Origin of the sequence: Bacillus sp. LB7 (assembly GCF_030449715.1) — a bacterium.
In the GTDB taxonomy this organism is placed as follows: Bacteria; Bacillota; Bacilli; order Bacillales; family Bacillaceae; genus Bacillus; species Bacillus paralicheniformis.
On record NZ_JASGCA010000010.1, the window covers coordinates 100,448 to 125,602 of the forward strand.

Annotated in this window: 25 protein-coding genes, 1 other RNA gene and 2 pseudogenes; 6 read left to right on the forward strand and 22 right to left on the reverse strand. The window is 45.6% G+C overall.

Going from position 1 to position 25,155, the window contains the following annotated elements:
- Positions 1 to 80: 80 nt before the first annotated feature.
- From ssrA to QMZ64_RS14300, 7 genes are all read right to left on the reverse strand, one after another.
- Positions 81 to 436, reverse strand: a transfer-messenger RNA (tmRNA) gene (gene ssrA, locus QMZ64_RS14270).
- Between the two features lie 116 nt (positions 437 to 552).
- A complete protein-coding gene (smpB, locus tag QMZ64_RS14275) occupies positions 553 to 1,026 on the reverse strand; it encodes an SsrA-binding protein SmpB (protein WP_009329604.1) in 474 nt (157 codons plus the stop codon).
- 115 nt (positions 1,027 to 1,141) lie between these two features.
- Entirely contained in the window at positions 1,142 to 3,445 is a 2,304-nt protein-coding gene (gene rnr, locus QMZ64_RS14280; RefSeq protein ID WP_265625640.1) for a ribonuclease R, read from the reverse strand.
- 13 nt (positions 3,446 to 3,458) lie between these two features.
- The gene (locus QMZ64_RS14285; protein ID WP_075751411.1) at positions 3,459 to 4,205 is read right to left on the reverse strand and encodes an alpha/beta hydrolase; all 747 of its coding nucleotides are present in this window, start codon (positions 4,203 to 4,205) and stop codon (positions 3,459 to 3,461) included.
- Positions 4,206 to 4,345: 140 nt separating this feature from the next.
- Positions 4,346 to 4,576 (reverse strand): preprotein translocase subunit SecG, encoded by a 231-nt coding sequence (gene secG, locus QMZ64_RS14290; RefSeq protein WP_003185418.1) that lies wholly within the window; start codon positions 4,574 to 4,576, stop codon positions 4,346 to 4,348.
- Between the two features lie 169 nt (positions 4,577 to 4,745).
- Positions 4,746 to 5,030 carry an AbrB/MazE/SpoVT family DNA-binding domain-containing protein gene (locus QMZ64_RS14295; protein WP_105979765.1) on the reverse strand — a complete coding sequence of 95 codons (285 nt, stop codon included), beginning with the start codon at positions 5,028 to 5,030 and terminating at the stop codon, positions 4,746 to 4,748.
- A 28-nt stretch (positions 5,031 to 5,058) separates the two neighbouring features.
- Positions 5,059 to 5,292 carry a helix-turn-helix domain-containing protein gene (locus tag QMZ64_RS14300; RefSeq protein WP_164470226.1) on the reverse strand — a complete coding sequence of 78 codons (234 nt, stop codon included), beginning with the start codon at positions 5,290 to 5,292 and terminating at the stop codon, positions 5,059 to 5,061.
- A 152-nt stretch (positions 5,293 to 5,444) separates the two neighbouring features.
- Here QMZ64_RS14300 and QMZ64_RS14305 point away from each other — a divergent pair, with 152 nt between their 5' ends.
- Positions 5,445 to 5,846, forward strand: a complete 402-nt coding sequence (locus QMZ64_RS14305; protein WP_020452987.1) for a transcriptional regulator — start codon at positions 5,445 to 5,447, stop codon at positions 5,844 to 5,846.
- Between the two features lie 171 nt (positions 5,847 to 6,017).
- Positions 6,018 to 6,416 carry a helix-turn-helix domain-containing protein gene (locus QMZ64_RS14310; protein ID WP_265625639.1) on the forward strand — a complete coding sequence of 133 codons (399 nt, stop codon included), beginning with the start codon at positions 6,018 to 6,020 and terminating at the stop codon, positions 6,414 to 6,416.
- Between the two features lie 48 nt (positions 6,417 to 6,464).
- Here QMZ64_RS14310 and QMZ64_RS14315 read toward each other — a convergent pair whose 3' ends face one another.
- From QMZ64_RS14315 to QMZ64_RS14330, 4 genes are read right to left on the reverse strand one after another with little or no spacing between them, the layout of a single operon-like run.
- Positions 6,465 to 7,142, reverse strand: coding sequence for an ABC transporter permease (locus tag QMZ64_RS14315; protein WP_265625638.1), 678 nt, complete (start codon positions 7,140 to 7,142; stop codon positions 6,465 to 6,467).
- A 16-nt stretch (positions 7,143 to 7,158) separates the two neighbouring features.
- Positions 7,159 to 8,076, reverse strand: coding sequence for an osmoprotectant ABC transporter substrate-binding protein (locus QMZ64_RS14320; protein WP_409365378.1), 918 nt, complete (start codon positions 8,074 to 8,076; stop codon positions 7,159 to 7,161).
- Between the two features lie 13 nt (positions 8,077 to 8,089).
- On the reverse strand, positions 8,090 to 8,743 hold the full coding sequence (locus QMZ64_RS14325; protein WP_265625637.1) for an ABC transporter permease: 654 nt from the start codon (positions 8,741 to 8,743) through the stop codon (positions 8,090 to 8,092).
- Positions 8,744 to 8,764: 21 nt separating this feature from the next.
- The gene (locus QMZ64_RS14330; RefSeq protein ID WP_265625636.1) at positions 8,765 to 9,904 is read right to left on the reverse strand and encodes a betaine/proline/choline family ABC transporter ATP-binding protein; all 1,140 of its coding nucleotides are present in this window, start codon (positions 9,902 to 9,904) and stop codon (positions 8,765 to 8,767) included.
- Positions 9,905 to 10,161: 257 nt separating this feature from the next.
- Here QMZ64_RS14330 and QMZ64_RS14335 point away from each other — a divergent pair, with 257 nt between their 5' ends.
- Positions 10,162 to 10,701, forward strand: coding sequence for a GbsR/MarR family transcriptional regulator (locus QMZ64_RS14335; protein ID WP_265625635.1), 540 nt, complete (start codon positions 10,162 to 10,164; stop codon positions 10,699 to 10,701).
- A 50-nt stretch (positions 10,702 to 10,751) separates the two neighbouring features.
- Here QMZ64_RS14335 and QMZ64_RS14340 read toward each other — a convergent pair.
- Positions 10,752 to 11,407, reverse strand: a pseudogene (locus QMZ64_RS14340) (NAAT family transporter).
- A 138-nt stretch (positions 11,408 to 11,545) separates the two neighbouring features.
- On the opposite strand from QMZ64_RS14340, the gene QMZ64_RS14345 reads away from it, so the two are divergent.
- A complete protein-coding gene (locus QMZ64_RS14345; protein ID WP_265625634.1) occupies positions 11,546 to 12,325 on the forward strand; it encodes a zinc ribbon domain-containing protein in 780 nt (259 codons plus the stop codon).
- Positions 12,326 to 12,491: 166 nt separating this feature from the next.
- Here QMZ64_RS14345 and QMZ64_RS14350 read toward each other — a convergent pair whose 3' ends face one another.
- From QMZ64_RS14350 to QMZ64_RS14360, 3 genes are all read right to left on the reverse strand, one after another.
- Positions 12,492 to 12,866 (reverse strand): VOC family protein, encoded by a 375-nt coding sequence (locus QMZ64_RS14350; RefSeq protein ID WP_265625633.1) that lies wholly within the window; start codon positions 12,864 to 12,866, stop codon positions 12,492 to 12,494.
- A gap of 420 nt (positions 12,867 to 13,286) precedes the next feature.
- Entirely contained in the window at positions 13,287 to 15,065 is a 1,779-nt protein-coding gene (locus QMZ64_RS14355) for a zinc ribbon domain-containing protein (RefSeq protein ID WP_265625632.1), read from the reverse strand.
- A gap of 127 nt (positions 15,066 to 15,192) precedes the next feature.
- Positions 15,193 to 16,140 carry an ABC transporter substrate-binding protein gene (locus tag QMZ64_RS14360; protein WP_243942078.1) on the reverse strand — a complete coding sequence of 316 codons (948 nt, stop codon included), beginning with the start codon at positions 16,138 to 16,140 and terminating at the stop codon, positions 15,193 to 15,195.
- A gap of 149 nt (positions 16,141 to 16,289) precedes the next feature.
- On the opposite strand from QMZ64_RS14360, the pseudogene QMZ64_RS14365 reads away from it, so the two are divergent.
- Both QMZ64_RS14365 and QMZ64_RS14370 read left to right on the forward strand, forming a co-directional pair.
- A pseudogene (locus QMZ64_RS14365) lies at positions 16,290 to 16,778 on the forward strand (methyl-accepting chemotaxis protein); the annotation flags it as partial.
- Positions 16,779 to 17,389: 611 nt separating this feature from the next.
- The gene (locus QMZ64_RS14370; protein ID WP_243942073.1) at positions 17,390 to 17,782 is read left to right on the forward strand and encodes a hypothetical protein; all 393 of its coding nucleotides are present in this window, start codon (positions 17,390 to 17,392) and stop codon (positions 17,780 to 17,782) included.
- Positions 17,783 to 18,086: 304 nt separating this feature from the next.
- Here the strand turns inward: QMZ64_RS14370 and QMZ64_RS14375 are convergent, their stop codons facing one another.
- The 7 genes from QMZ64_RS14375 to gap form a co-directional block, all read right to left on the reverse strand.
- Positions 18,087 to 18,167: a putative holin-like toxin gene (locus tag QMZ64_RS14375; protein WP_095292191.1), complete on the reverse strand. Its 81-nt coding sequence runs from the start codon at positions 18,165 to 18,167 to the stop codon at positions 18,087 to 18,089.
- 200 nt (positions 18,168 to 18,367) lie between these two features.
- On the reverse strand, positions 18,368 to 19,000 hold the full coding sequence (locus tag QMZ64_RS14380; protein WP_265625630.1) for a type 1 glutamine amidotransferase family protein: 633 nt from the start codon (positions 18,998 to 19,000) through the stop codon (positions 18,368 to 18,370).
- A 135-nt stretch (positions 19,001 to 19,135) separates the two neighbouring features.
- On the reverse strand, positions 19,136 to 20,428 hold the full coding sequence (eno, locus tag QMZ64_RS14385) for a phosphopyruvate hydratase (protein ID WP_020453001.1): 1,293 nt from the start codon (positions 20,426 to 20,428) through the stop codon (positions 19,136 to 19,138).
- 22 nt (positions 20,429 to 20,450) lie between these two features.
- Entirely contained in the window at positions 20,451 to 21,986 is a 1,536-nt protein-coding gene (gpmI, locus tag QMZ64_RS14390; protein WP_152846490.1) for a 2,3-bisphosphoglycerate-independent phosphoglycerate mutase, read from the reverse strand.
- Positions 21,979 to 22,740, reverse strand: coding sequence for a triose-phosphate isomerase (tpiA, locus tag QMZ64_RS14395; protein WP_020453003.1), 762 nt, complete (start codon positions 22,738 to 22,740; stop codon positions 21,979 to 21,981). The genes gpmI and tpiA overlap by 8 nt, the downstream gene beginning before the upstream one ends.
- Positions 22,741 to 22,770: 30 nt before the next feature.
- A complete protein-coding gene (locus QMZ64_RS14400; protein WP_243942069.1) occupies positions 22,771 to 23,955 on the reverse strand; it encodes a phosphoglycerate kinase in 1,185 nt (394 codons plus the stop codon).
- A gap of 174 nt (positions 23,956 to 24,129) precedes the next feature.
- On the reverse strand, positions 24,130 to 25,137 hold the full coding sequence (gene gap / locus QMZ64_RS14405) for a type I glyceraldehyde-3-phosphate dehydrogenase (protein ID WP_043925535.1): 1,008 nt from the start codon (positions 25,135 to 25,137) through the stop codon (positions 24,130 to 24,132).
- Positions 25,138 to 25,155: the final 18 nt, after the last annotated feature.

Sequence of the window (25,155 nt, forward strand, 5' to 3'; positions counted from 1 at the left end):
ACATGTTCATTAAGCCTTTCAAAGGCTCTTGCACAAACATCAAAACTCCCCAAAAAACAAAAAAACCACCATCATATGTATGGTGGAGACGGTGGGAGTCGAACCCACGTCCAGAAACGTCGATTGCTTCAGCGTCTACGAGCGTAGCCCTGCATATTTAGTTTCGCTCATCTTCGTGCCTGCGGGCAGGCCCTCGGAGAGCTAGTCTGAAGAGTCTCTTCCTGCGCCCTCAGACGGGAGCGCAAGCGTAGCCTACTTCGTTATGGGCTCTTAACCGGCACATAGGCGATGCGGGCAAGAGCTCGCTGCGCTAATTAGGCAGCTAGTGCTAAGTTCTGGTTAGATTTGCCAGTTATATTTAGGTGCGTTTTTACGAGATCGCCTCTCGGCTCGCAACTCAAGCTCGATCCGTCCCTGTCGAATCCGTAACGTCCCCTTGGATGAAAAGGAAGTCGGATAACTGGCTGCATCACTATTATAACAAGATCACGCGTCAATTCCAAATGGTAATGTCTGTGATCACGTTCATATAGGATAACATGGGTTCTGGCTTTAGATCAAGCCTTTTTGCCTGTCGCGGAATGCTCTTTCGATTTCGCGTTTGGCGTCTTTGCGCTTTAAGTCTTCGCGTTTGTCGAATTTCTTCTTCCCTTTTCCGAGTCCGAGCAGCACTTTCGCAAAGCCGTTCTTCAAATAAATCTTGAGCGGTACGAGCGAGTATCCCTGCTCTTTCGTCAAACCGATCAATTTATTGATCTGCTTGCGGTGCATCAAAAGCTTTCTCGTCCGCAACGGATCATGGTTATAGCGGTTCCCCTGCTCATACGGGCTGATGTGCATATTGTGAAGGAACACTTCTCCGCGTTCAATTTTGGCGAACGCGTCCTTTAAATTCACCCGTCCGGCGCGTATGGACTTGATTTCCGTACCTTGAAGCACGATGCCTGTTTCGTATGTTTCTTCTATAAAATAATCGTGATTTGCTTTTTTATTTTGGGAAACAACCTTCCCTTCTCCCTTTGGCATACGGCAACCTCCTCCCGCCTTCAATCTCACATTCGAAAGGGCGGCGAATACGTATTATTCTATCAAATGAACGTTCGTCTTACAATTTCGCCGCCCTTTTTTTGACGTGTGCCGTCTATTTTTTCTTTTTCTTGCGTTTTTGTTTCGGCGCGTTTTGAAAACCGCGTTTTTTCTTTACTTTTTTCTTTTTCGGCTTGGTGAACCATTCCCCTTTGTCAGCCGATGGAGCTTCCTTTTTTGGACCCTTTTTCTGTTTTGGCTCCGGCTTCTGCCGGCGGCGGGAGCCTTTCATGCCGACGATTTCAAAATCGATGTTCCGTTCGTCTTTATTGACGTCAACGACGCGGACCGTAATCTCATCTCCGATCCGGTAGACGTTGCCCGTACGCTCGCCGATCATCGCATAGTGCTGTTCATCATAACGGTAAAAATCGTCCGTCATAAAGCTGACGTGGACAAGCCCTTCGATCGTGTTCGGCAGCTCGACGAACATGCCGAAGTTCGTGACGGAGCTGATGACGCCGTCAAATTCTTCACCGATCTTATCCAGCATAAATTCGGTTTTTTTCAGATCATCCGTTTCCCGCTCTGCATCTACAGCATTGCGTTCCATATTTGACGTATGCTCGGCGATCTCAGGCAGTTTCTCGGCCCATTTCTCCCTTGTCGCTTCGTCTGTCTTGCCCTGAATCAAATACGTCCTAATCAGCCTGTGGACGATCAAGTCAGGATAGCGGCGAATCGGTGACGTGAAATGCGTGTAGAATTCAGTCGACAAGCCGAAGTGTCCGAGGCTTTGCGGATCGTATTTCGCCTGTTTCATCGATCTGAGCATAACCGTCGAAATCACGGCTTCTTCAGGACGGTCCCTGACTTCTTCAAGCACGCTTTGCAGCGCTTTCGGATGGATGCTTCCCGCCGTCCCTTTGACGACATAGCCGAATGTCGTAACGAACTCCAAAAATCTCTGCAGCTTTTCCTGATCCGGATCTTCGTGAATCCGGTAAATAAACGGAACATTCATCCAATGAAAGTGCTCGGCGACCGTTTCATTGGCGACAAGCATAAATTCTTCAATCAGCTTTTCTGCTGTCGACCGTTCTCTCAAGACGACGTCCTTCGCTTTTCCTTCTTCGTCGACGAGAACCTTCGCTTCCTTAAAGTCAAAGTCGACGGCTCCGCGTTCCATCCGCTTGCCGCGCAGAATCGCAGCCAAGTCTTCCATGTCTTTAAACATCGGGACAAGCGTCTCATACTTCTGTTTCAGCTCTTCATCATCATCGACTAAAATTTTGTTCACGTCAGAATAAGTCATCCGCTCGGTCGTTTTAATGACACTTTGAAAAATTTCGTGCTCGACGACTTGCCCTTGAGGATTAATGAGCATTTCGCACGACAAAGTCAAGCGGTCGACTTTCGGATTTAAAGAGCAGATTCCATTCGACAGCCTGTGCGGGATCATCGGAATCACCCGGTCGACAAGATAGACGCTCGTACCGCGTTCATACGCTTCCCGGTCAATCGGAGACCCTTCTGTGACATAATGGCTGACATCGGCAATGTGGACGCCGAGTTTATAATGGCCGTTTTTGAGTTTTGTGACGGTAACGGCATCGTCCAAGTCTTTGGCATCTGCGCCGTCGATCGTTACGATCGTTTGATCGCGCAGATCCCGTCTGCTTTCAAGATCCTTTTCATCGATTGTATCAGGCGTATTGCCGGCTTGTTCCATCGCCTCAGCCGGAAAGTCTCCCGGGAGGCCGTGCTTATGAATGATGGAAAGAATGTCGATGCCGGGATCGTTTTTGTGGCCGAGAATCTCGATAACTTCCCCTTCCGCACTCATCCGGCCTTCAGGATAGCTTGTCAGGCGGACGACGACTTTGTGCCCCTCAACGGCGCCGTTTTTGGCGTGCTTCGGAATAAAGATGTCATTCGTGATTTTTTTATCGTCGGGAATGACGAAGCCGAAGTTTTTCGTCTCTGTATACGTGCCGACAATCTTCTGAATGCTGCGCTCAATGATGCGGATGATGGCCCCTTCTTTTTTTGTACCGCCGGACTCCGTACTCAGGCGGACAAGCACGGTATCTCCGTTCATTGCCGTGTTCAGCTCAGACGGCGGAATGAAGACATCGTCAAGCGAGGAATCTTCGGGGAGGACAAACGCGAAGCCTTTCGCGTGCGCCGACACCTTCCCTTTGATCAAATTCATTTTTTCGGGCAAACCGTAGCGGTTGCTTCTCGTTCTGACGACAAGCCCTTTTTCTTCAAGGGTAACAAGAGCTTTGACAAGCTCTTTGTATTCGTCAGAATCGGTGATGTCCAGCATCTCTTCCAGTTCCTGAACTGTAAGAGGTTTATACGCTTCTTCTTTCATAAAGGAGAGAAGCTTATCCATAAATTCTTCTTTTTCCACTAACCAGACCTCCTTATGTCTGCCAATCCAGCGTTTCTAAAAATTGATACACATCCTTGTGCAGTGTTTCGCGTTCTTTATCCAATGTGATGGCATGACCGGATTCTTCATACCATTTCAGCTGCTTATCATCCGTTTCAACTTCATTGTAGATGATGTTCGCGCTGTCCGTATTAATCATATGATCGTGGCGCGCCTGCACGACAAATGTAGGCGAATAGATCATGTCCACATGCTCTCTGACATCGGCAATCAAATCCTGCAGTGCTTTCAACGTGTTCATCGGCGTTTTTTTGAATTCTTCCATCTCAGCGTCAATCTGTTCCGCTGTCTTGCCTTCAAATTTCTTATAATTGCGGGCATACTCAAGCACACCCTCGTACATCGTCTCTTCGCTTTTGATATACATCGGCGCGCACATTGGAACAATTCCCTTTATGGGTACAGTGTAACCCAATTTCAATGAAAAAACTCCTCCGAGAGACAGACCGCAAGCCGCGATTTGTTCATACCCTTCCGATTTCAGATATTCATACCCGTCCATGACGTCTTTCCACCAGTCTTCCGGACCTGTGGAGAGAAGTTCTTCCGGAGGCACGCCGTGGCCTTTATATTGGGGCGCATGGCATGTGTAGCCTTTTTCATTCAAATATCTTCCGAGCATTCTCACGTCCGCCGTGTTGCCCGTAAATCCGTGCAGCAGCAGGACGGCTTTTTTTCCGCCTTTAAATGTGAAAGGTTGTGGTTTGACGATTTTCATGATTCACTGTCTCCTTTTCATATGTATTCTTCCACGTTTAGTCTTGAAACAAACTTTATCAATCGGCCGGTCCCGTCATACAAAGACCTGCAAATAGGAAAAAGGCCTGACTTGAACATCAGACCTCATGCTTCATTGTCTTATACAAAGTAAGCAAGCGCAATCGTTAAGAAAAAGAAAAGCACGGTTAAAACGACCGTCATCCGGTGGAGAATCAAATCAAGTCCTCTTGCTTTCTGCTTTCCGAAAAGCTGCTCGGCCCCGCCGGAAATCGCGCCTGATAATCCGGCGCTTTTGCCGGATTGCAGTAAAACGACAACGATCAGTACGATACTTACAATCACTAATAAGACCGTTAAAAATGCGGCCATAACCTACACCTCCAGACAAACTGGCTGACAATAGTTTTATTTTACATGAAAAGCAAGCGCATGTCACGAGCGTTTCGAACAGCTTTTTTTATTTTTTCCCAGCGCCTGAATAAGGTATACAAAAAAAGGAGCGGCTATGCTCCTTATCAGGCGGAATATGTAATCACATTTATAACTTTTCTGACAAGGCCGCCATCATATCTTCCAGCAGCATTTCCGCTCCCCGCGGGCTGAGTACGATTTTGCCGCCCGCATACGTTTTATTTTTCGTGGTAATGTCGCCGGTCATCAAGCATGCCATGTTGGCGGCGTATTTTGTCAAAATGATGTTTTCTCCGTCGGTGTATATTTCGAGCGGGTCCTTTTCATTGATATTCAGCACCCTGCGCATTTCGACCGGGAGAACGACTCTGCCGAGCTCATCGATTCTCCGGACAATTCCCGTATTTTTCACGTTTGAAAAGCCTCCTTTTTTCCTTTATTCATTGACATTTGTCAACATCTTTATAATAAAAGAGATCTTCAAATTTTTTGTTGAAATACTGAATCATCTTTCCGATCACAAGCTGTCCGGGCCTCCTTTCGCCATTTAAAACTCTGCTCAGAGTCGCCGGGGATACGCCGATTTCAATGGCAAGCTGATTTAAGGAGAGATTGTGTTCAATCATATACTGGAGAACAAAATCTCTTTTGATATGAATCTTTTTTACCATGATTACTCCCCTTTCTAATCTCTTACGTTTCTTTTTGTCTATATTGAACATAAATGATTTGTTAACTTTTGTCAATACTTTTATCATCCATATGTTTCCTATAGGCAATATTCGTACTAAAATATTTTATAATAAGAGATTGCGAGGTTTTGGCCATGACGAACTTTGGATACCATTTACGACAATTAAGAGAACGGAAAAAACTGACCGTCAATCAGCTGGCGATGTATTCCGGCGTCAGTTCGGCCGGCATTTCGCGAATTGAAAACGGAAAGCGCGGCGTGCCGAAGCCGGCGACGATCAGAAAACTGGCGGACGCTTTGAAAGTTCCGTATGAGGAACTGATGGCATCTGCAGGCTATATCAGCGCGTCTACAGTCCAGGAAGCAAGAAGCAGCTACGATTCCATTTACGACATCGTTTCACAGTACGATTTAGAGGACCTTTCTCTGTTTGACAGCGAAAAGTGGAAGGTGCTTTCAAAGAAAGACATCGAAAACCTGGACAAATATTTCGACTTTCTCGTGCAGGAAGCAAGCAGCCGAAACAAAAACTGAATACCTTCTCCGCAGCGCACGCCCCCCTTTTTATCATTATCGTCTGTTTTCGACCCTGCTGTTATTTTATCCCTTATGTTAACTTTTGTCAATGTTTTTCCCGCCGAAGTATTTCCTTTAGTCAATATTTATATTAAAATGTTCATATCATGAATTTGCGGGGGGATGGCGATGACAATGTTCGGCGAGCGGCTCAAAGAGCTGAGGGAACAAAGAAGCCTGTCGGTTAATCAGCTTGCCATTTATGCCGGTGTGAGCGCCGCAGCCATTTCCAGAATCGAAAACGGCCACCGCGGCGTTCCGAAGCCCGCGACAATCAGAAAATTGGCCGATGCTCTTAAAATGCCGTACGAGCAGCTCATGGATATCGCCGGTTATATGAGGGCTGACGAGGTTCGCGAACAGCCGCGCGGCTATGTCACGATGCAGGACATCGCGGCCAAGCACGGCGTCGAAGATCTGTGGCTGTTTGAGCCCGGAAAATGGGACTGTTTGTCCCGCGAAGACCTGCTCAGCCTCGAACAGTACTTTCATTTTTTGGTGAATGAAGCGAAAAAGCGCCAATCATAAAAAGCCGAATTTCTTTTTAGCAGAAATTCGGCTTTTTTCGGCTGCCATTTAAGCGGCATCCGGATTCGGCGTCTTGCCTTTACGATACTTAACCGGGCTCAGCGCACGCTCGAGCCAGCCCATGAACAGATCGGCGATGATCGCCATCAGCGCCGTCGGGATCGCGCCTGCCAGAATGATCGCTGTTCCGTTCGTCGCGTTTGATCCCCTGACAATGATGTCCCCGAGGCCGCCTGCGCCGACAAACGTGCCGATGGCCGTGATGCCGATCGCGATGACGAGCGCGGTTCTGAGCCCTGCCATAATGACCGACAAGGCGAGCGGAAGCTCCACCATCCGGAGCACTTGAAATTTCGTCATGCCCATAGCCTTCCCTGATTCCAGATAGGCGTGCTCAATGCTGACGATCCCCGTATATGTGTTTCGAATGATCGGCAAAAGCGAATACAAAAACAATGAAAGAATCACCGTGTTGGCGCCGAGTCCCATAACTAGCATCAAGACGGCGAGCATCGCAAGCGCCGGAATCGTTTGAATAACATTGGTGATGGAAAAGACCCATTTGCTGATCTTCCGGTATCTGGCGATCAAGATACCAACCGGGATGCCGACGACGGCGGCGAACAATACGCCGTATGCCGACATTAAAAAGTGGCGGTAAAATTCCCCCAGCACATAGCCGCCGTTTTGCGCGTAATACGTCCAAAGCTGTTGCAGCACTTCCATTTGTCAGCCCCTCCTTTTACTCAAAATAATTGTGCTTCTTTAAAAACTCGGCCGCGACGACAGAAGGCTCTTTCAGTTTTCCATCAACTTCGTAATTGAGCTCCTGCATCGTTTCGGTATCGATTTTTCCGATCAGTTTATTGATGGTCTCTTTAAGCTCTGGATGTTCCTTGAGCACTTTTTCCGGCACGACCGGCGAACAGTCATACGGCGGAAAAAAGCGTTTATCGTCTTTTAACAGCTTTAAATCATAGGCTTTGATCCTGCCGTCTGTTGAATAGGCAAGAACGATATCCATTTTGCCGTTTTTGACGGCGTCATAAACAAGTCCGATCTGCATCGGAAAGGTCGAGCCGAATGAAAATCCGTATTCTTGTTTAAATCCCGGATATCCATCGCCTTTTCGTTTCAGCCAGGCATTGTCAACGCCAAGCTTCAGTTTATCCGCGTCTTTTTTCAGATCGGATATGGTTTCATAGTTCCCTTTTTCAGCGAGTTCTTTCGTGACTGTAAAAGCGTACGTATTGTCAAATCCGTAAGAATCGAACCATTTGTAGTTGAATTTCTTTTTAAAGTCCTGCTGTACGATGCGAAGCGCTTTTTCCGGGTCTTTCTCCGCTTCCCTTCCAAGGGTGCTGGTCAGGTCGGTTCCCGAATAGCGCGTCGCTGAAATATCGATGTCTCCGCCGAGCATGGCCTGGTGCTGCACATAGTTTGAGCCGAGGTTTTTGACAAGCACCGTATTGAGGTCTGTATCATGCTCGATCAAAAGCGAGATCATATTGGCAAGAATTTCGGATTCGGTCAGGTTTTGCGCCCCGATTTTGATCGTTTTATCGGAAGCTCCGCCAAGACCCGGCAGCGCACAGCCGCTGATCAAAAGCGAGAGAACCAGCATGACGGCGCCGAGCCGTCTCAGTTTTTTTATTTGCATAAGAGCCCACTCCTTATGATACTTCCTTCATCCCTTTTAATCCTTGGGGCGTGACTTTGTCTTCGGTTTTCGACAGCATATAGTCGATCAAGATGGCCAGTATCGTAACCGGCACCGCTCCGGCGATAATGTACTCAGGCTGGTACAGGTTGAGCCCGATAAAAATATAGTCGCCGAGACCGCCGCCGCCGATAAAAGCCGCGAGCGTCGCCCAGCCGATTAAGTAAACGGTGGATGTCCGGATGCCTGCCATGATCACCGGCACGGACAGCGGCAGTTCGACCAGGCGGATTTGTTCCCATGCAGTCATACCGATTCCCTTTCCTGATTCAAGCAAATTTTGATTGACGCCTTTTACGCCCGTGTAAGTGTTTCTCAGAATCGGTAGGACTGAATAGAAAAACAGCGCGACAATCGCCGGAATTTTTCCCACTCCGAGGAGCGGAATAAAAAACGCCAATATCGCCAAACTCGGCAGCGTCTGAATGATATTGACAATTCCGATCACGGCGCCGGCCCCTTTTTTCATTCTCGTTAAAACGACACCGAGCGGAACCGCGACAATGATGCCGAGCAGCACCGCAAAAATGGATATATATAAGTGCTCCCATGTTTTATAAAGCATTTCCCCGCCGTTGTGCTGGAGAAATTGGACGATCTGATTCATAATTGATGCACCTCCCTGCATTTAACGTTGGACAAGGGTTTCTTCATCTCCCCAAATCGAGTCGTACACGATGTCGACAAGGTTTGCCCTTGTGACAATTCCGACAAGGCGCCCTTCTTCATCAAGCACGGGAACATATTTGAATCCCCTTTTCAAAATTTTTCGGACGGTATCTCTGATGAGCGTGCCTTTTTGAACGGAGTAAACATTCTCATTGACAACCTCTCCGACTGTGACGGCTTTTTTACGGTTCTGATCGATGATTTCAACATCGATATATCCTTTTAAGACATTGCGTTCGTCCACGACGAGCAGTGAATCGACGCGGCGCTCCCTCATCACTTGAATCGCTTCAGTCAGGTTTTTCTCGCTCGTAATCGTAACGGGATTCGGATTCATCACTTGTTCGACATGCTCGATGTCAGGACGGGACTGAAGAAGCCGGTCTTTTCCGATGAACTCCTCAACGAATTCATCCGCCGGATTCCGCAAAATGTCGTCAGGCGTTCCGACTTGAACAATCTCGCCGGCGCGAAGAATGACAATTCTGTCGGCAAGCTTGATCGCTTCATCCATATCATGGGTCACAAAGACAATCGTTTTGTCCAGCGATTTCTGCAGCTTTTTGAACTCTTCCTGAAGCGAATCACGGGTGATCGGGTCCAGCGCTCCGAACGGTTCATCCATTAAAATCAGGGGCGGCTCCGCCGCAAGCGCCCGCAGCACGCCGATTCTCTGCTGCTGTCCGCCGCTTAGTTCATGAGGATAGCGGTTCAAATATTCCGGCCCCATATCAACGAGCTGAAGCAGTTCCTCCGCCCGCTTCTTCCGTTTTTCTTCCGGCCATTTCAAAAGCCTTGGAACGAGCGTGATATTCTGCTGAATCGTCATATGGGGAAAGAGTCCGATTTGCTGAATGACATAGCCGATTTTTCGGCGCAGCTCCACCGGGTCCTGATCCATTATGTTTTCTCCGTCGATGTAAATGCTTCCTGAAGTCGGTTCAATTAAACGGTTGATCATTTTCATCGTCGTTGTCTTCCCGCAGCCGCTCGGTCCGATAAAGACGATAAATTCACCTTTTGCTATATCAAGGTCAATGTTCTTGACCGCTTTTTTTCCGCCTTTATAAACCTTCGATACATTCTCTAGCTTCAGCAAAACGCACACCTCCATCTGTTTTTTAAAAATTTCAACATCTCATTCATTATAAAATACACTTTATAAAATAAAAAGTTTACAAAGTGTTTAAATTATATATATAAGGCATAAAAATATATGTTAACGGCATCGATCTGCCGGTTATTCTTAAAATTACGGCTGATTTCTTTGTTTTCCTGCCGTTTTAGTGTTTTCAACCGCTCACAAAATTATGATATATTGACAATAAAATTGGCTGCCCGAAGGGATGATGTGCTTTGGAGGAAAACGCTTTAAAGGCGATTAAACAAGCGGAAGAACATTTCATAGAAAAAATCGCGGAAAACATGAATACGTACGGTATATCATCAACTGTCGGCCGCGTGCTCGGGATCATCTATATGAACAGAAAGCCGATGACTTTAAATGAACTGTCAGAAGAAACGGGCATGAGCAAAACGAGAATGAGCCAGGTCGTCCGCGAAATGCTCGATTTAAATATCGCCGAAAAGGTTTTTGAAAAAGGCGTCCGCAAAGATCTGTACGATGTCGAACAAGATTATTATCAAACGTTTATTTCATTGTTTACGGCCAACTGGAGCAAAGTCGTCAAAAAGAACAGGATGATCGGAAAGAAAATTAGAAAAGAGCTGGTGGAAGCCCTTGAGGAAGAAGGCATTTCACCCGAAACCGAAGCTAAAATCAACGAGCTGCTGGCAGAAACAAAACAATGGATCGATTACTGCGAGTGGCTTGACAATCTGATCGCGTTTTTGGAAAGCGAAGAAATCTTCAAGCATGTGCCGAAACCTTCATAAACCGAAAAAAGCTGCATAGAATGAAGCAGCTTTTTTTGCTTTTTCTCCAATCATCCCGCCAAAACCGGAAACATCCCTTTCAAACCCGTGCCGATCATGCCGACCGCCACGACAGCCAAAATCAAGCCCATCAGCCGGGTGATCACATTCATTTCCGTCTGCCCCAATTTGTTGCTGATCAGCGTCGAATAATGAAAAGCCGCAAACGTCAGCAGGAGGACGGCGGCGATGCCGATGATCATACCGCCAAAATGAACGAGGCTGCGGCTGCCGGCCGAAAGGCTCATCACCGTTGCGATCGTTCCGGGCCCCGAAATGATCGGAATGCTGAGCGGCGTCACCGAGATATCCTCTTTTTCCTTGCTCTCGCGGTGCTCATCATGATGGAGCGACTGAACAAATGAGACTGCTTCGCGTTCAGCAGGTTGTAGGCAATTCCGAAAATAAAAATACCGCCGGCAACTCGCAACGCATGGATGTTGATGTCAAAAAGCCTGAAGATGAATTCTCCGAATATGAGAAACGCGATCAGAATCAAAAACGATAAAATCGCAGCCTTTCTCGCCAATGCGGTGCGTTCTTTTGCTTCGTAGCCTTCTGTGAGCGCCAAAAAGATCGGAACATTGCCGATCGGATTTGTGACGGCGAACAATGATACAAAAACATGGATGATAAAAGCAAACACAGTTTGCCACTCCTTTCTCATTAAAAAAATGCGGGTAATCGATTTTTACCTCTGACGTTGACCGATTAAACTTTCAAAAACAATGTCATCTTGCGGCACTTTCCTTTATAATAATTTTTTATAGGATAAAATAACTATTTCAAAGGAGATTTTAGTTTTATGACATGTTCAAAGTGCGGCCATCAGACAGATGGCGGAAAATTTTGCGAGCAGTGCGGGACAAGCTTGGCCGGCGGCGTAGATGACAGCAAGGGTCCCGCTGAAACGCCGCAGGCGGCGAGGTATACGGAGGCAGCAAAACAAGCGTCTTCCATGTACTTTTCCTTTTGTTTAAAGGTATTGAAACGACCGTATACCGAAATGAAAAACGCGGGGGAACAGCACGTCCTCAACAGCATCATCACAATGGTGATCTTTGCGCTTACAGTGCCGCTAATGTTTTATTTCGGTCTCAAAGGCTTTTTTGACTCCCTGGGGGACTATTCCGGATTATTCGGCCGATCCTACGCAATGCCGACATTTTTTGATATCGTCGTCAAGCCCGCTTTTACCTTTGCTATTTATATTTTCTTATTATTTGTTTTTACATACGCAGGTGTGCGCATTCGAGGTGTGCAAGCGACATTTAAAGAAGTGCTCGGACGGTTCGGAACGGTTCTTATTCCTTTCGTCGCGCTTCTGCTCGCCGCGTTGCTCTTATCATTCATGCAAACGGGTTTGTTTGTATACGTTCTTTTCTTTGCCCTTTGCGGTATCGCCTTTTTAATTCCGCCGGCTGTCATCTTGAGCTACCACGAAAAAGCGGCAGGCTCTGTTGATACGATTTACGCGACGCTGATCGTCTATTTGCTGACCTTTATGTCTGTGCGGATCATGGGAGATTTGTTTCTTGAATATTTCGGAAGGATCGGAGGCTCTATTTTAGGGCGGTTGTTTTAGAGGACTCAAGGGAAAAAGGGGTTTACACCAAAACAGGTCGGATTATGATAAACCGGCCTGTTTTATGTATTTATTCAAATTCCCCGATGAAAAGACTGGCGATGTCGATGAGGCGCTGTTTTGAATTTGATGGCAAATGAAGAACGTTGTATGCATTCTACAACCGTTATGCCATCGGTTTGGAGAATTCAAGCAGCTCAATTTTATTACCAAACGGATCCACAATGACAGTATAATGACCCGGCGGACATTTTTGCGGTTCTTCGTACAAAACTTTCACACCGTTTTTTTTCAGATGATCTAAGTCCTTATTAAGATCATCGGTTTGTAATCCAAGTACGACTTGTGAATTTTCTCCATACTCTAAGGTATTCGGTTTCGAAGCTTTCTCAAGAATGATTGGAAAGCCATTTACATTTAATTCAATGATATTCTCTCCATACTCTTTTTCTAGATTGAAATTCATTTTTTCACAATAAAACTTCTTCGCCTCTTTCATATCTGTTGCTTTAATGGATACCATGCAAAGCTTGGCCTTCATCTTTTACACCTGCTTTCTGGATTAAAAATGTCTCATCGTTAATTTTGCACTTCATCATCTTGTTGATTGAATAACATTTTCGTCGATTGACTTAAAAATCCTTCTTTCAACAGCTCTTTTTTAAGTTTATGGATACTATTGATGGTGTTCTTTAATTGTTTTTCATTATTTAGGGTTTAAAGTAGATCACAATCCTCACAAAAAATGGTTCTGATTTAGGCAAGTTCCAGCCAAGATGTATATTATTTTATTTGGGGTTATTCCTTCTAGATAAAATAAAAGCTTGCAGAGAAGACAGTGCTTTCTCTACAAGCAAAACTGACATGCCATCCTGTCCGCAATTAATTTTTTCGTGTCATCTTATTTATACAACAGCCTGATCTTTTTAAAATACAATTCCCTTATATCTGCTTTACTATACTATTCTATTGAGGTCAAAAGTAACTTCCCGCCTTCTACAACAGCATGGTAAGTCCACTTGTAGGTTTTGAGTTGTTCTTTTCCGCCTTTGATAATATTGATTTTTTCCGTTGTCTGAATCGTTGCCTCCCGCCCGTTTTGCTTCCAGCTGTTAACGCTGAATTGGACGACTTCCTCCTCTGTCCCGCTGTTGTGCAGTTTAGCGACAAGTTTCTTTTGATCGTTGTACAGCGGACTTCCTTGTTTCAAGCTGGCGCGGACCAGGTCGAAATTGTTTGTGTTGATGGCGTCTTGAAGACCGTATAAATACGTTTCAATGGCGGAAGCTACCTTTTGATCAGTGAGCTCTTCACCTGCTGATGCATTGTTCACAGCTCCTTTTGCCGAAGCCCATGCCGATGTGTATTCCTTCGGATTGTCATTTTTGATTTCTTTTTGATGTTCGATATTGATAACGGCTTCAGGATCGCTTTTTTCGACGAACCATTTTTTCTTGCCTTCTGAATAGACCAGTGTGTACGTATAGCCGTTGTCGTTTTCTTCCAGTTCAGGGGCACTGTAGTCGTCATAATAAGCCGATTTGTGCTTTTCAATCCCTTTGACCTCTGTTTTCCATTGCCCGTCTTCTTTGTACAGCCGAAACGAATCAAGATCGAATACGGTAGATAAGTAGGTGCCTTTATAGTAGGTGCTGCTGCTTTTCAGCCCGTCCGTGACCTCTTTCAGGCTCGTTTGATAAGACGGCGCGGCCAGTGTCATGCCGCTGACATCGCCGCTTGCAAAGGCCTTTGCTGCTTCTTTTGTATGACTGACGACCATGGTCATCATCTCATCCATAAATTCCTTGTCTGAAGCAAGATTGACTTCGATTTCCCCGCTTTCAATCGGCGTTTTTTCGCTTTTCAGCTTCCCCCACGGAAATTGCGCCTCAACCGCAGCAGTCATTGAACCGTCAGTCAGCACGGGTCCGAATTCAGTTCCTTTGAACGGGTTGATCTTCATCTCCTGATCATTGATCCAGAGCGTTCCTTTCAAGTTTTCATAGCCTTCTCCAAAGACGAGCTTTGCCATGTGCCCGTCAAGGTCCGCATTAACCTTCACATCACCTTGGAGGGCAGTGACCTTTTCCGCTTTTTCAAGGTCGGCGATTCCGCTTTTCAGCTTTGCTTTCACCTCGTAAATACCGGGGACAAACGGGCCGATTTTTTTCTCGAAGTTTTCTTTTTCTGTTGTGATGACCTTCTCGCCGTTAACAAACAGGCCGGTATCTTTATAGTTTGTCTTAACCGTTAAATAGACAGGCGCCGTGTTCAAGACATAGCGGTCATAGATCCAAAAACGTCTGCCCTTTTTTTCGATCGTCATTAATGGATGGCCGGCACCGCTCTTTAAGGATGAGATCAATTCTATTTCTTCATCCGGATGTTCTTTCAAATAATCGAGGAGCGGCTTGACGTTTTTCTCCGTGACAGCCAGATCCACGTCTGATGATTGAAGCAGTTTTGCTGCTTTCTTGGCATCTTTCTGATCGAGGGCAGCTTCAAAATCGGAAATCAGTTTTTCCTTTGAAGTGAGTGCTTCACCGGTTTTATAGCCGGCAAACAATAAAATCAAGCAGGCCGTGATTGCCGCCATGATGATGATTCTTTTTCGCGTCATCGCACGCTGATATCCCGCCGCCGGGTCGGAAGCTCGTTCCTCGTCCGCCCGCGCGCCGCAATGCTTGCAATACAGCGCATTTTTTGTTCGTTCCCTTCCACATTCCTTGCAAAAATTCATGACTTTCCTCCTATCGAACATAAACCCTGTTAGTCATTTTATACTATATTTATCGTAAGAAGGGAGTTAATCTTAAGGCAGCATCAAAAAAAGCCAAACGAATGCAGATCCGTTTGACTTTTTTTAATTATTTTAAAAAGTACTTTTCGATATCATCAAGCATCAGATTCGCTGCAAGGACGCCTCCTGCTGTATTCCAGACGGCATCGCTCACTTTATGGACGTTTCCTTTTTTAGAGACGCTTAAGTTTTTAAAGAGCGGGTCGTTGATATAGTCTTTCTCAATGGCGCTTGCTTTGTCATCGCCTGTCTCATACGTGAAATAAAAAAGCACGTCTCCATCCATATCAGGAATTTGCTCTTTTGTCACTTTCATTTGTCCGAGATCGTTGGCTTCCTGGCCTTTAGGCCTTGCAAAACCGAGCTGATCCAAAATCGTTCCGGCAAATGATCCTTTGTGATAGATGCGGGCATCGGCATCTGTAAAGCGGACGAGAGAGACTTTTTGCTTCACTTTATCGCCGAGCTTATCATGAATGTCTTCAACACGCTTGTCAAAGTCAGCGATGACTGTTTCGCCTTCCGCTTTTTTATTGAGCGCCTCGGCTGTCAGCTTAAAGTTGTTTTTCCATTCCCCTGACAATGTCTCGGCAAATACGGTCGGCGCGATGGCTTTCAGCTTGTCGTACACTTCTTCTTGGCGGATTTTGTTGCCGATGATGAGGTCAGGCTTCAGGCTCGCGATTTTTTCAATATTCGGCGCAGCTTCCGTTCCAACGTTCTCTACGCCTTTCATTTTATCTTTAATATGATCATACCATGGATCTCCCAGCCAGGATTGAACGGCGCCGACAGGTTTAACGCCAAGGGCGAGCACTGCTTCTGTCGCTTCATTCGTCAGCACGACGACTTTTTTCGGAGTACCGTCAATTGTCGCTGTTCCCATTGCGTGCTTTACAGTATAGGAATCTTTACTGTCGTTCTTCTCCGCAGCTTGTTCTTTATCTTGATTTCCACAGGCGGCTAATACAAGGAAAAGCGCAGCGAACAGCGCAAACCATTTAAAACGTTTCATGATTTGTTGTATCCCCTTTTCTCAAATGATTTTCATTATCAATTAGATTATATAATGAATTAACCTAAAGTCAATATGAAATTCCTATAAATCTGCTTTGGATTATGCTGAAGACCATTTTTGAGCTGTTTCACAGGTGGGATTATCCAGTGGAATCGGCGAGAGCTGGTGAATCAGGAAAAGGGTTCGCCGTCGTGGCTGAGGAAGACCGCAAGCTTGCCGAGGAAACAAAAAATGCTTCGACTGATATTTCAGCTACCATCCACTCAATACAAGACGGGATAACCCATTCAGTCGAATCGATGAAAGACAGCCAGCAAGCTGCACATACAGGCATCGAAAAAGTCAAACAAACGGGGCAGTCTTTTACAAGCATCCATCAATCTATCCATGATGTGACAGCAAATATTCAGCTTATCAAAGATGATATCCAAGCTGTTGAAGAACATACAAAACAAATGCACGATATCGTCAAACAAGTGCACGATTATTCAGTGAACACAAGCGAAAACGTAAACAATTCATCCGCTTTAACAGAGGAGCAGTCATCGATTACGGCAGAAATCGCCAAAGCATCAGAAGACCTGGCGGTTATAGCGCAGGACCTTCAAGAAAAGATTTCTCAGTTTAAAATGTAGAGCAATTAAATAACACCCTCGCTTAAAAGACGCAAGGGTGTTACTTTTATTTTGAAGATAAGTAAAAAAATCATAAAGTGATACATAATGTCCAACACATTTAAGTCCATTGAATGTAGTATGTATGATTTATTTTTTATGCTTTGTCAAAAAAATAACCAAATAGAATATTTAACAGTACTCTCATCTTGACAGCCAAATAGTTAGAATCCTGTACGTGGCATAGATGTTTAATTAAAAGATCACCTCTATTTATTGTTTATCTTTTTGTATCGAATATAAAAAGAAAGATCTATTAACGATCCAAGCATTATTCCTATAGAAAGACCATACGATAAAATATTAAAAACGACTCCAAGGAAAAGCCCTAAACAAAAACCTATTACAAGAAATACCGCGCCATCCCCTTTATATTGTTTCAAATTAAACAGCTCCTTAAATGTATAAGTTAATTATAGCATATTCTCCCAAAAATTCTTTTAATACCATGAAACTCCATTCAACTATTTTTTCTTAATAAAACAATAGTTTTTTAGTTCAAACACTAAGATAATTATTCCGCTTTTACTTCTGAATACTTATAGTGTATATTTTCAAGTGGAGGGATTTAAATGAAAAATTTGACCTTATCCATTCTCTATCTTTTAGGATTTGTGATGTTAAGCAGTTGGTCCGTTTCATTTGGAGAAATGTTCGGAGTCAATGTTTCAGCCATACTTCAGTTTATTTTAGCGATGTTATTCACCCTTATTATAGGATGCTATGCAGGTCTTCCTTTAATTTATCTCAAATTCAAAAGATCTGAAACGTTGTTTTTTACAAATCAAAAGGTCTTCCTCGTCACCTTAGGATTAGGCGTGCTGCTTTCCTGCGCGGCTTACAGCCTTCAGCAAGCGCTCTCTTCCATCGCGATTGCGCTGCTGTCGATCATTGGTTTTTTGATCATTGGCATTAGCGGTTTTCTTCCCGCCTGGTTGCTGAAACCTGTGAAAAATCTGGGATAACGGGTGGACTTTTTCTTAGGCTGAAGGGCTGTTGGAGTCCAAGGTTGTAAACAGTGCTAGATAAAATGGTGCAGAAAATCCCTTTCCGATTCATGAAAACAACAATTTGCTATCACCATTTACAAATGAATGAAAATTCCTTATGATATAGATGTAATCTCAGGAAGCATGATGCATATACTAATAAAAAGACCGAAGTGCTCCAACACTTCGGCTTGTACAAAAAGCCGGCCCTTCGAAGGGGCTTGCTCAGATTGATCTAAAATAGACCACTCCCTATCACTTTCCAGGCTCAAGGGGCGGTCTATTTTTCTTTGTTCTTTGACAACATGGCAATCAGCATGCCAAAAGCAATCATTAAAGAGATTGTTTCATATGCTGTCATTTTTATCACCCCCTTTCAGAAGGGGATGAGCAAGACTTCCCTTGAGTGAGCAAAACTTTTTATACGAGGTGAATTATACCATATCAACCAGAGTGTTAAACAAAGAATAAAAAACCTTTTTCCCTCAGGAAATTCAGATTTTCCACCGAAAAAAATGCTCCGCCAGCGTCTAAAGCATGACTCTGCTCATAGTCTTTCAGCTATTTATTGATCGAGTTCATTAACGTGAAGAAATATTCAGGTTGGCCGGTCTTATTGAGCCGATACCATGAATCCAATGTATCCGGTGCAAACACGTCTAATTTTTTCAGCACTTCCCTTGCGAATTCAAGAGGAGCCGTTCCTGATGCAGTAACCAGATTCCCATCAGATACCGCTGGTTCCATCTCATAAAATGGTTCTCCTTTATAATGAGGACAGACCATTTTCATATATGCCAGGTCATTGCTTGTATGCTTTCTTGAATTCAAGTATCCGTTATTCGCTAGTCCCGCAGTTGCGCCGCAAATTGCGGCAACCATCGCGCCAAGCTCTAAAGCTTCGCCGGCCTTTTTTAAGATCGGCTGATGAATCTCTTCTCCCCAAGTATTCCCTCCGGGTAAGATTAAAAGATCCGTACACTCAAGCGTCCACTCATCAAGTGAGATATCCGGTTTGATGCGCAGCCCTCCCATCGTCTTCACCATTTCTTTAGTCACTCCTATTGTCATGACTTTTAAAGATGCTGCATCTTTTTTGAAATATCTTCCCGAGTTCAGTTCGGCCATTAAATATCCATATTCCCAATCTGACATTGTAGGAAATGCATAAAGATAAACTGTTTTCGACTGCATTCAATAACACTCCAATCGCAATTGATACAGCCTATTATAATCAAAAACCCTGACAGCTCTTGTCAGGGTAATGAAAATTCAGCTTTCACACATAAAAGAGCTTGGCCGCATCAGCAGCCAAGCTCTTTTTTATGCTTACTTATTCAAGTTGTAGAAAGATTGAATACCGTGGTATTGAGCAGTTTCAGCCAACTGATCTTCGATGCGAAGAAGCTGGTTGTATTTCGCAACACGGTCCGTACGAGACGGAGCACCTGTTTTGATTTGTCCTGCGTTTGTTGCCACAGCGATGTCAGCGATTGTGCTGTCTTCAGTTTCACCGGAACGGTGAGAGATAACAGCAGTGTAGCCTGCGCGTTTCGCCATTTCGATCGCATCGAATGTTTCAGTCAATGTACCGATTTGGTTTACTTTGATCAGGATAGAGTTGCCGACGCCGTTTTTGATACCTTCAGCAAGTTTTTTCGTGTTTGTAACGAAAAGGTCATCACCGACAAGCTGAACTTTTGAGCCAAGGCGCTCAGTCAGAAGTTTGTGGCCTTCCCAGTCGTTTTCGTCAAGTCCGTCTTCGATTGAGATGATTGGGTATTTAGAAACCATTTCTTCGTACCAGTCAACCATTTCAGCAGATGTTTTCACAACGCCTTCGCCAGACAGATGGTATTTGCCGTCTTCTTTGTTGTAGAACTCAGAAGATGCAGCATCCATAGCCAATTTCACTTCTTCGCCAGGTTTGAAGCCGGCTTTTTCGATCGCTTCAACGATTGTTTGTAGCGCTTCTTCGTTAGAACCAAGGTTTGGAGCGAATCCGCCTTCATCACCTACAGCAGTGTTCATTCCTTTAGCAGAAAGAACTGATTTCAGGCTGTGGAAAATTTGTGCTCCCATGCGAAGTGCTTCGCGGAAGTTTTCCGCACCGACAGGCATGATCATGAATTCTTGAATGTCAACGTTGTTGTCCGCATGCTCTCCGCCGTTTACGATGTTCATCATCGGTACTGGGAGCGTTTTAGAGTTGAATCCTCCAAGGTATTGGTATAGAGGAATCTGTAAGAAATCCGCAGCTGCGCGGGCAACGGCCATTGATACGCCAAGGATGGCGTTGGCGCCGAGCTTGCCTTTATTTTCAGTTCCGTCAAGTTCGATCAGCAATTTGTCGATTGATACTTGCTCTGTCACATCAAAGCCGATAAGCTCAGGTGCGATGATTTCGTTCACGTTGTTAACGGCTGTTAAAACGCCTTTTCCAAGGTAGCGGTCTTTGTCGCCGTCGCGAAGCTCAACAGCTTCGTATTCACCAGTGGAAGCTCCGCTTGGTACAAGCGCGCGTCCAAAAGCTCCTGATTCAGTGTATACTTCAACTTCAACCGTCGGGTTACCGCGGGAGTCTAATACTTCACGTGCATAAACATCAACAATGTATGGCATGTTTGTTTCTCTCCTTTAAAGCTTATTTTTGAATTAATGACGATCCTGTCATTTCTTTCGGTTTTTCAACACCCAGCAAGTCTAAAAGAGTTGGCGCCAGATCCCCGAGGATTCCGCCTTCTCTTAATGTCACACCTTCTTTTGTGACGATGACAGGAACCGGATTTGTCGTATGTGCGGTGTGCGGCTTGCCTTCTTCGGTAATCAGCACGTCTGCGTTACCGTGGTCGGCCGTAATAATCGCGTGGCCGCCTTTTGCAAGAATCGCATCAACGACTTCACCGAGGCACTCGTCAACCGCTTCGATTGCTTTGACGGTCGGCTCGACTTTTCCTGAATGTCCGACCATGTCAGGGTTGGCAAAGTTGAGGATGATCGCGTTATGGTTTTCAGCCTCAATTTCTTTGACAAGCGCATCTTTTACTTCATATGCGCTCATTTCAGGTTTCAAGTCATATGTTGCAACTTTAGGCGAGTCGATTAAGATTCGCTCTTCGCCCGGGAATTTCTCTTCGCGTCCGCCGCTCATAAAGAATGTGACGTGCGGATATTTTTCAGTTTCAGCGATGCGAAGCTGCTTCAGCCCGTTTTGGGATAAAACTTCGCCGACTGTGTTGTCGAGATTGACCGGTTTGAATGCCACGTATCCGTCAACCGTTTCACTGAAATGTGTCAAGCAAACGAAATGAAGGTTTTTCGGATGCTTGTCTCCGCGGTCGAAGTCGCGGAAGTCATCATTGGTGAACGTGTTGGAAATCTGGATCGCCCGGTCAGGTCTGAAATTGTAGAAAATGACCGCATCGTTGTCCTTGATTGTCGCAACAGGCTCGCCGTTTTCTTTCGTGATGACGGAAGGAATGACGAATTCATCATAAATTCCGTTTTCATAAGAATCTTTCACGACATCGAGCGGATTTTCATATTTCGGTCCTTCTCCGTATGCCATGGCGCGGTATGCTTTTTCGACGCGGTCCCAGCGCTTGTCTCGGTCCATTGAATAATAGCGGCCTGACAATGTTGCGATCTCGCCGACGCCGATTTCTTCGATTTGCTCCTGAAGCTCTTTGATGTACTTCTCAGCTGTTTGCGGGCCTACATCGCGGCCGTCAAGGAAGCCGTGAATATAGACGTTTTCAACGCCTTCTTTTTTCGCAAGCTTCAAGAGTGCGTATAAATGGTGAATATGGCTGTGAACTCCGCCGTCAGACAGCAGTCCGAACAAGTGGAGGTTTGTGCCTTTTTCTTTGGCGTGCTTCATCGCGTCCAAAAACGTTTCGTTCCGCTCAAATTCGCCTTCGCGGATTGCGACGTTGACGCGCGTCAGGCTTTGATAGACGATTCGTCCAGCGCCGATGTTCAAGTGGCCGACTTCAGAGTTTCCCATTTGTCCTTCGGGAAGTCCGACCGCTTCGCCTGAAGCTGTCAGCGTCTGATGCGGATACTTGTTCCAATAGCGGTCAAAGTTCGGTTTTTTCGCTTGGGCTACGGCGTTTCCGACTGTTTCGTCCCTTAGTCCAAACCCATCCAAAATGATGAGTGCGGCCAATTTATTACTCATATTGACCTGCCTCCAGTAATTGCACGAAAGACTGCGGCTCAAGGCTTGCTCCGCCAACAAGAGCGCCGTCGATATCGGATTCGGCCATATATTCTTTGATGTTCGCAGGTTTTACGCTTCCGCCGTACTGAATGCGGACGCTGTCTGCTGCAGCTTGTCCGAATTCTGATGCAACGGTTTTGCGGATGTGCGCGCATACTTCGTTTGCATCTTGTGCAGTTGAAGATTTGCCGGTTCCAATCGCCCAGATCGGCTCATAAGCGATCACGGAAGCAGCTACCTGTTCAGTTGTTAAACCTGCAAGTGCTTTTTTCACTTGGTCTGCAACAAGCTCGTTTGTTTTGTTTGCTTCGCGCTCTTCAAGCGTTTCACCTACGCAGATGATCGGCACGATGCCGTATTTGAATGCAGCATGCGCTTTTTTGTTGACCGTTTCATCCGTTTCAGCAAACATTTCGCGGCGCTCGGAGTGGCCGATGACGCAGTATTCAACTCCGAGGTCTTTCAAAGCCGCAGGGCTGATTTCACCCGTGAAAGCACCGCTTTCTTCAAAGTGCATGTTTTGCGCGCCGACTTTCAGATCTGTACCTTTAACAGCTGATGCAAGCTTTTCAAGGAACAGTGCAGGCGCACAGACAACAGCTTCTGCTTTATCTGCTGCGGGAATGGAAGATTTCACTTCTTCAACGAAGCTGACAGCTTCTGAAAGCACTTTATTCATCTTCCAGTTACCGGCTATAATTGGTTTTCTCATGTGCTCCACTCCTTATGCTGTATATTTTGCTTACTTGTCGTTCAATGCTTTGACGCCAGGAAGTTCTTTTCCTTCCATAAACTCAAGGGAAGCTCCGCCGCCTGTTGAAATGTGGCTCATTTTGTCAGCAAGACCGAACTTTTCTACAGCAGCCGCAGAGTCTCCGCCGCCGATGACAGAGTATGTATCTTTTGCCTCTGCTAAAGCTTCAGCGACAGCTTTTGTTCCTTTAGCGAACGCATCGAGTTCGAATACGCCCATCGGTCCGTTCCAAACAACAAGCTTGCTGTTTTTAATGACGTCAGCATATGTTTTTCTTGTTTCCTCCCCGATGTCAAGCGCTTCCCAGTCGCTAGGGATTTCGCTGACCGGCACGATTTTCGTGTTGGCGTCGTTTGAGAAATCGTCAGCAACAAGTACGTCTGTAGGCATGTAGAAGTTCACGCCTTTTTCTTTGGCGCGGTCCATGAAAGATTTAGCCAATTCAATTTTATCTTCTTCAAGCAGGGATTTTCCTACTTCATGGCCGAGCGCTTTGACGAACGTGTAAGCAAGACCGCCGCCGATGATCAGGTTGTCTACTTTCTCAAGAAGACTTTCGATCACGCCGATTTTGTCTTTTACTTTTGCGCCGCCGATGATCGCTGTAAACGGACGTTCAGGGTTTGACAATGCTTTGCCCAGTACTTCAAGCTCTTTTTCCATGAGGAAGCCTGCAACAGCCGGAAGGTGTTCAGCGATACCTGCTGTTGAAGCATGGGCGCGGTGAGCCGCTCCGAATGCGTCATTGACATAAACGTCAGCCAGGTCGGCAAACGCTTTAGACAGCTCGGGATCATTCTTTTCTTCTCCCGGATAGAAGCGGACATTTTCCAATACGAGAATATCTCCGTCTTTCATTTCGGAAATTTGCGCTTTTACGGCGTCGCCGTAAGCTTCATCCGCTTTTTTCACTTCTTTGCCGATCAGTTCGCCGAGGCGTGCGGCTACCGGCGTTAAGCGAAGCTCTTCTGAAACCTGGCCTTTCGGACGGCCCAAGTGGCTTGCAAGAAGAACTTTCGCTCCCTGCTCTGTTAAGTATTGAATCGTCGGAAGTGCGGCGCGGATTCTCGTATCATCCGTCACTTTTCCGTCCTTCATCGGAACGTTAAAGTCAACACGGCAGAAAACAACACGGCCTTTTACATCAATGTCTTTTACTGATTTTTTATTCATGGCTTTTAGGAGATCCTCCTTTTAATGTTTTACAAGCCTGAAAACGGAAATCCCCGGGCGGCTTAATTGGCGCCGATATGGAAAAAGGGAAAGGGAGTGTGTGTCCCCTTCCCTTGTCCGCTTTCATTATAGCGCTTCTCTCATCAAGAACCAAGTCTGATTCTGGTTTCCGGATTAAAGACCTTGTTTTGCGATGTAAGCGGCAAGGTCAACTACACGGTGAGAATATCCGCTTTCGTTGTCATACCAAGAAATAACTTTAACCATGCTGCCTTCCATAACCATTGTAGAAAGAGCATCGATTGTAGAAGAGTTTGCATTGCCGTTGTAGTCTTTAGAAACAAGCGGCTCTTCGCTGTAGCCAAGAACGCCTTGAAGTTCGCCTTCTGCTGCTTCTTTAAACGCTGCGTTTACTTCTTCTGCTGTTACTTCTTTGTCAAGTTCAGCAACCAGGTCAACAAGTGATACGTTTGGTGTTGGAACACGCATTGCTCCGCCGTTCAGTTTTCCTTTCAATTCAGGAAGTACAAGAGAAACGGCTTTCGCTGCACCAGTTGTTGTAGGAATGATGCTTTCAGCTGCCGCACGCGCACGACGGTAGTCTTTGTGCGGAAGATCCAGGATTTGCTGATCGTTTGTGTAAGAGTGAACTGTTGTCATCATACCGCGTTTGATGCCGAATTTGTCGTTCAGAACTTTTGCAAACGGCGCAAGGCAGTTTGTTGTGCAAGATGCGTTAGAGATAACATCGTGGTTAGCCGCATCGTATTTATCTTCGTTAACACCCATAACGATTGTAATATCTTCTTCACTCGCTGGAGCTGAGATGATAACTTTTTTCGCACCGGCTTCCAAGTGTTTCGCAGCGTCTGCGCGTTTTGTGAAGAAACCAGTAGATTCAACTACGATTTCAACGCCTTGCTCTCCCCAGCTAAGTTTAGAAGGATCGCGCTCTGCTGTAACTTGGATTGTTTGACCGTTAACAACTAGGTTGTTTCCGTCAACAGAAACCTCTGCGTCCAATTTTCCGTGAACTGAATCATATTGTAATAGGTGAGCAAGCATGTTAGCGTCTGTCAAATCGTTAACTGCTACAACCTCAACTTCAGGATTATTTAATGCTGCGCGGAATACATTGCGTCCAATACGACCAAAACCATTAATACCGACTTTTACTGCCATGATGATTTCCTCCTTTAA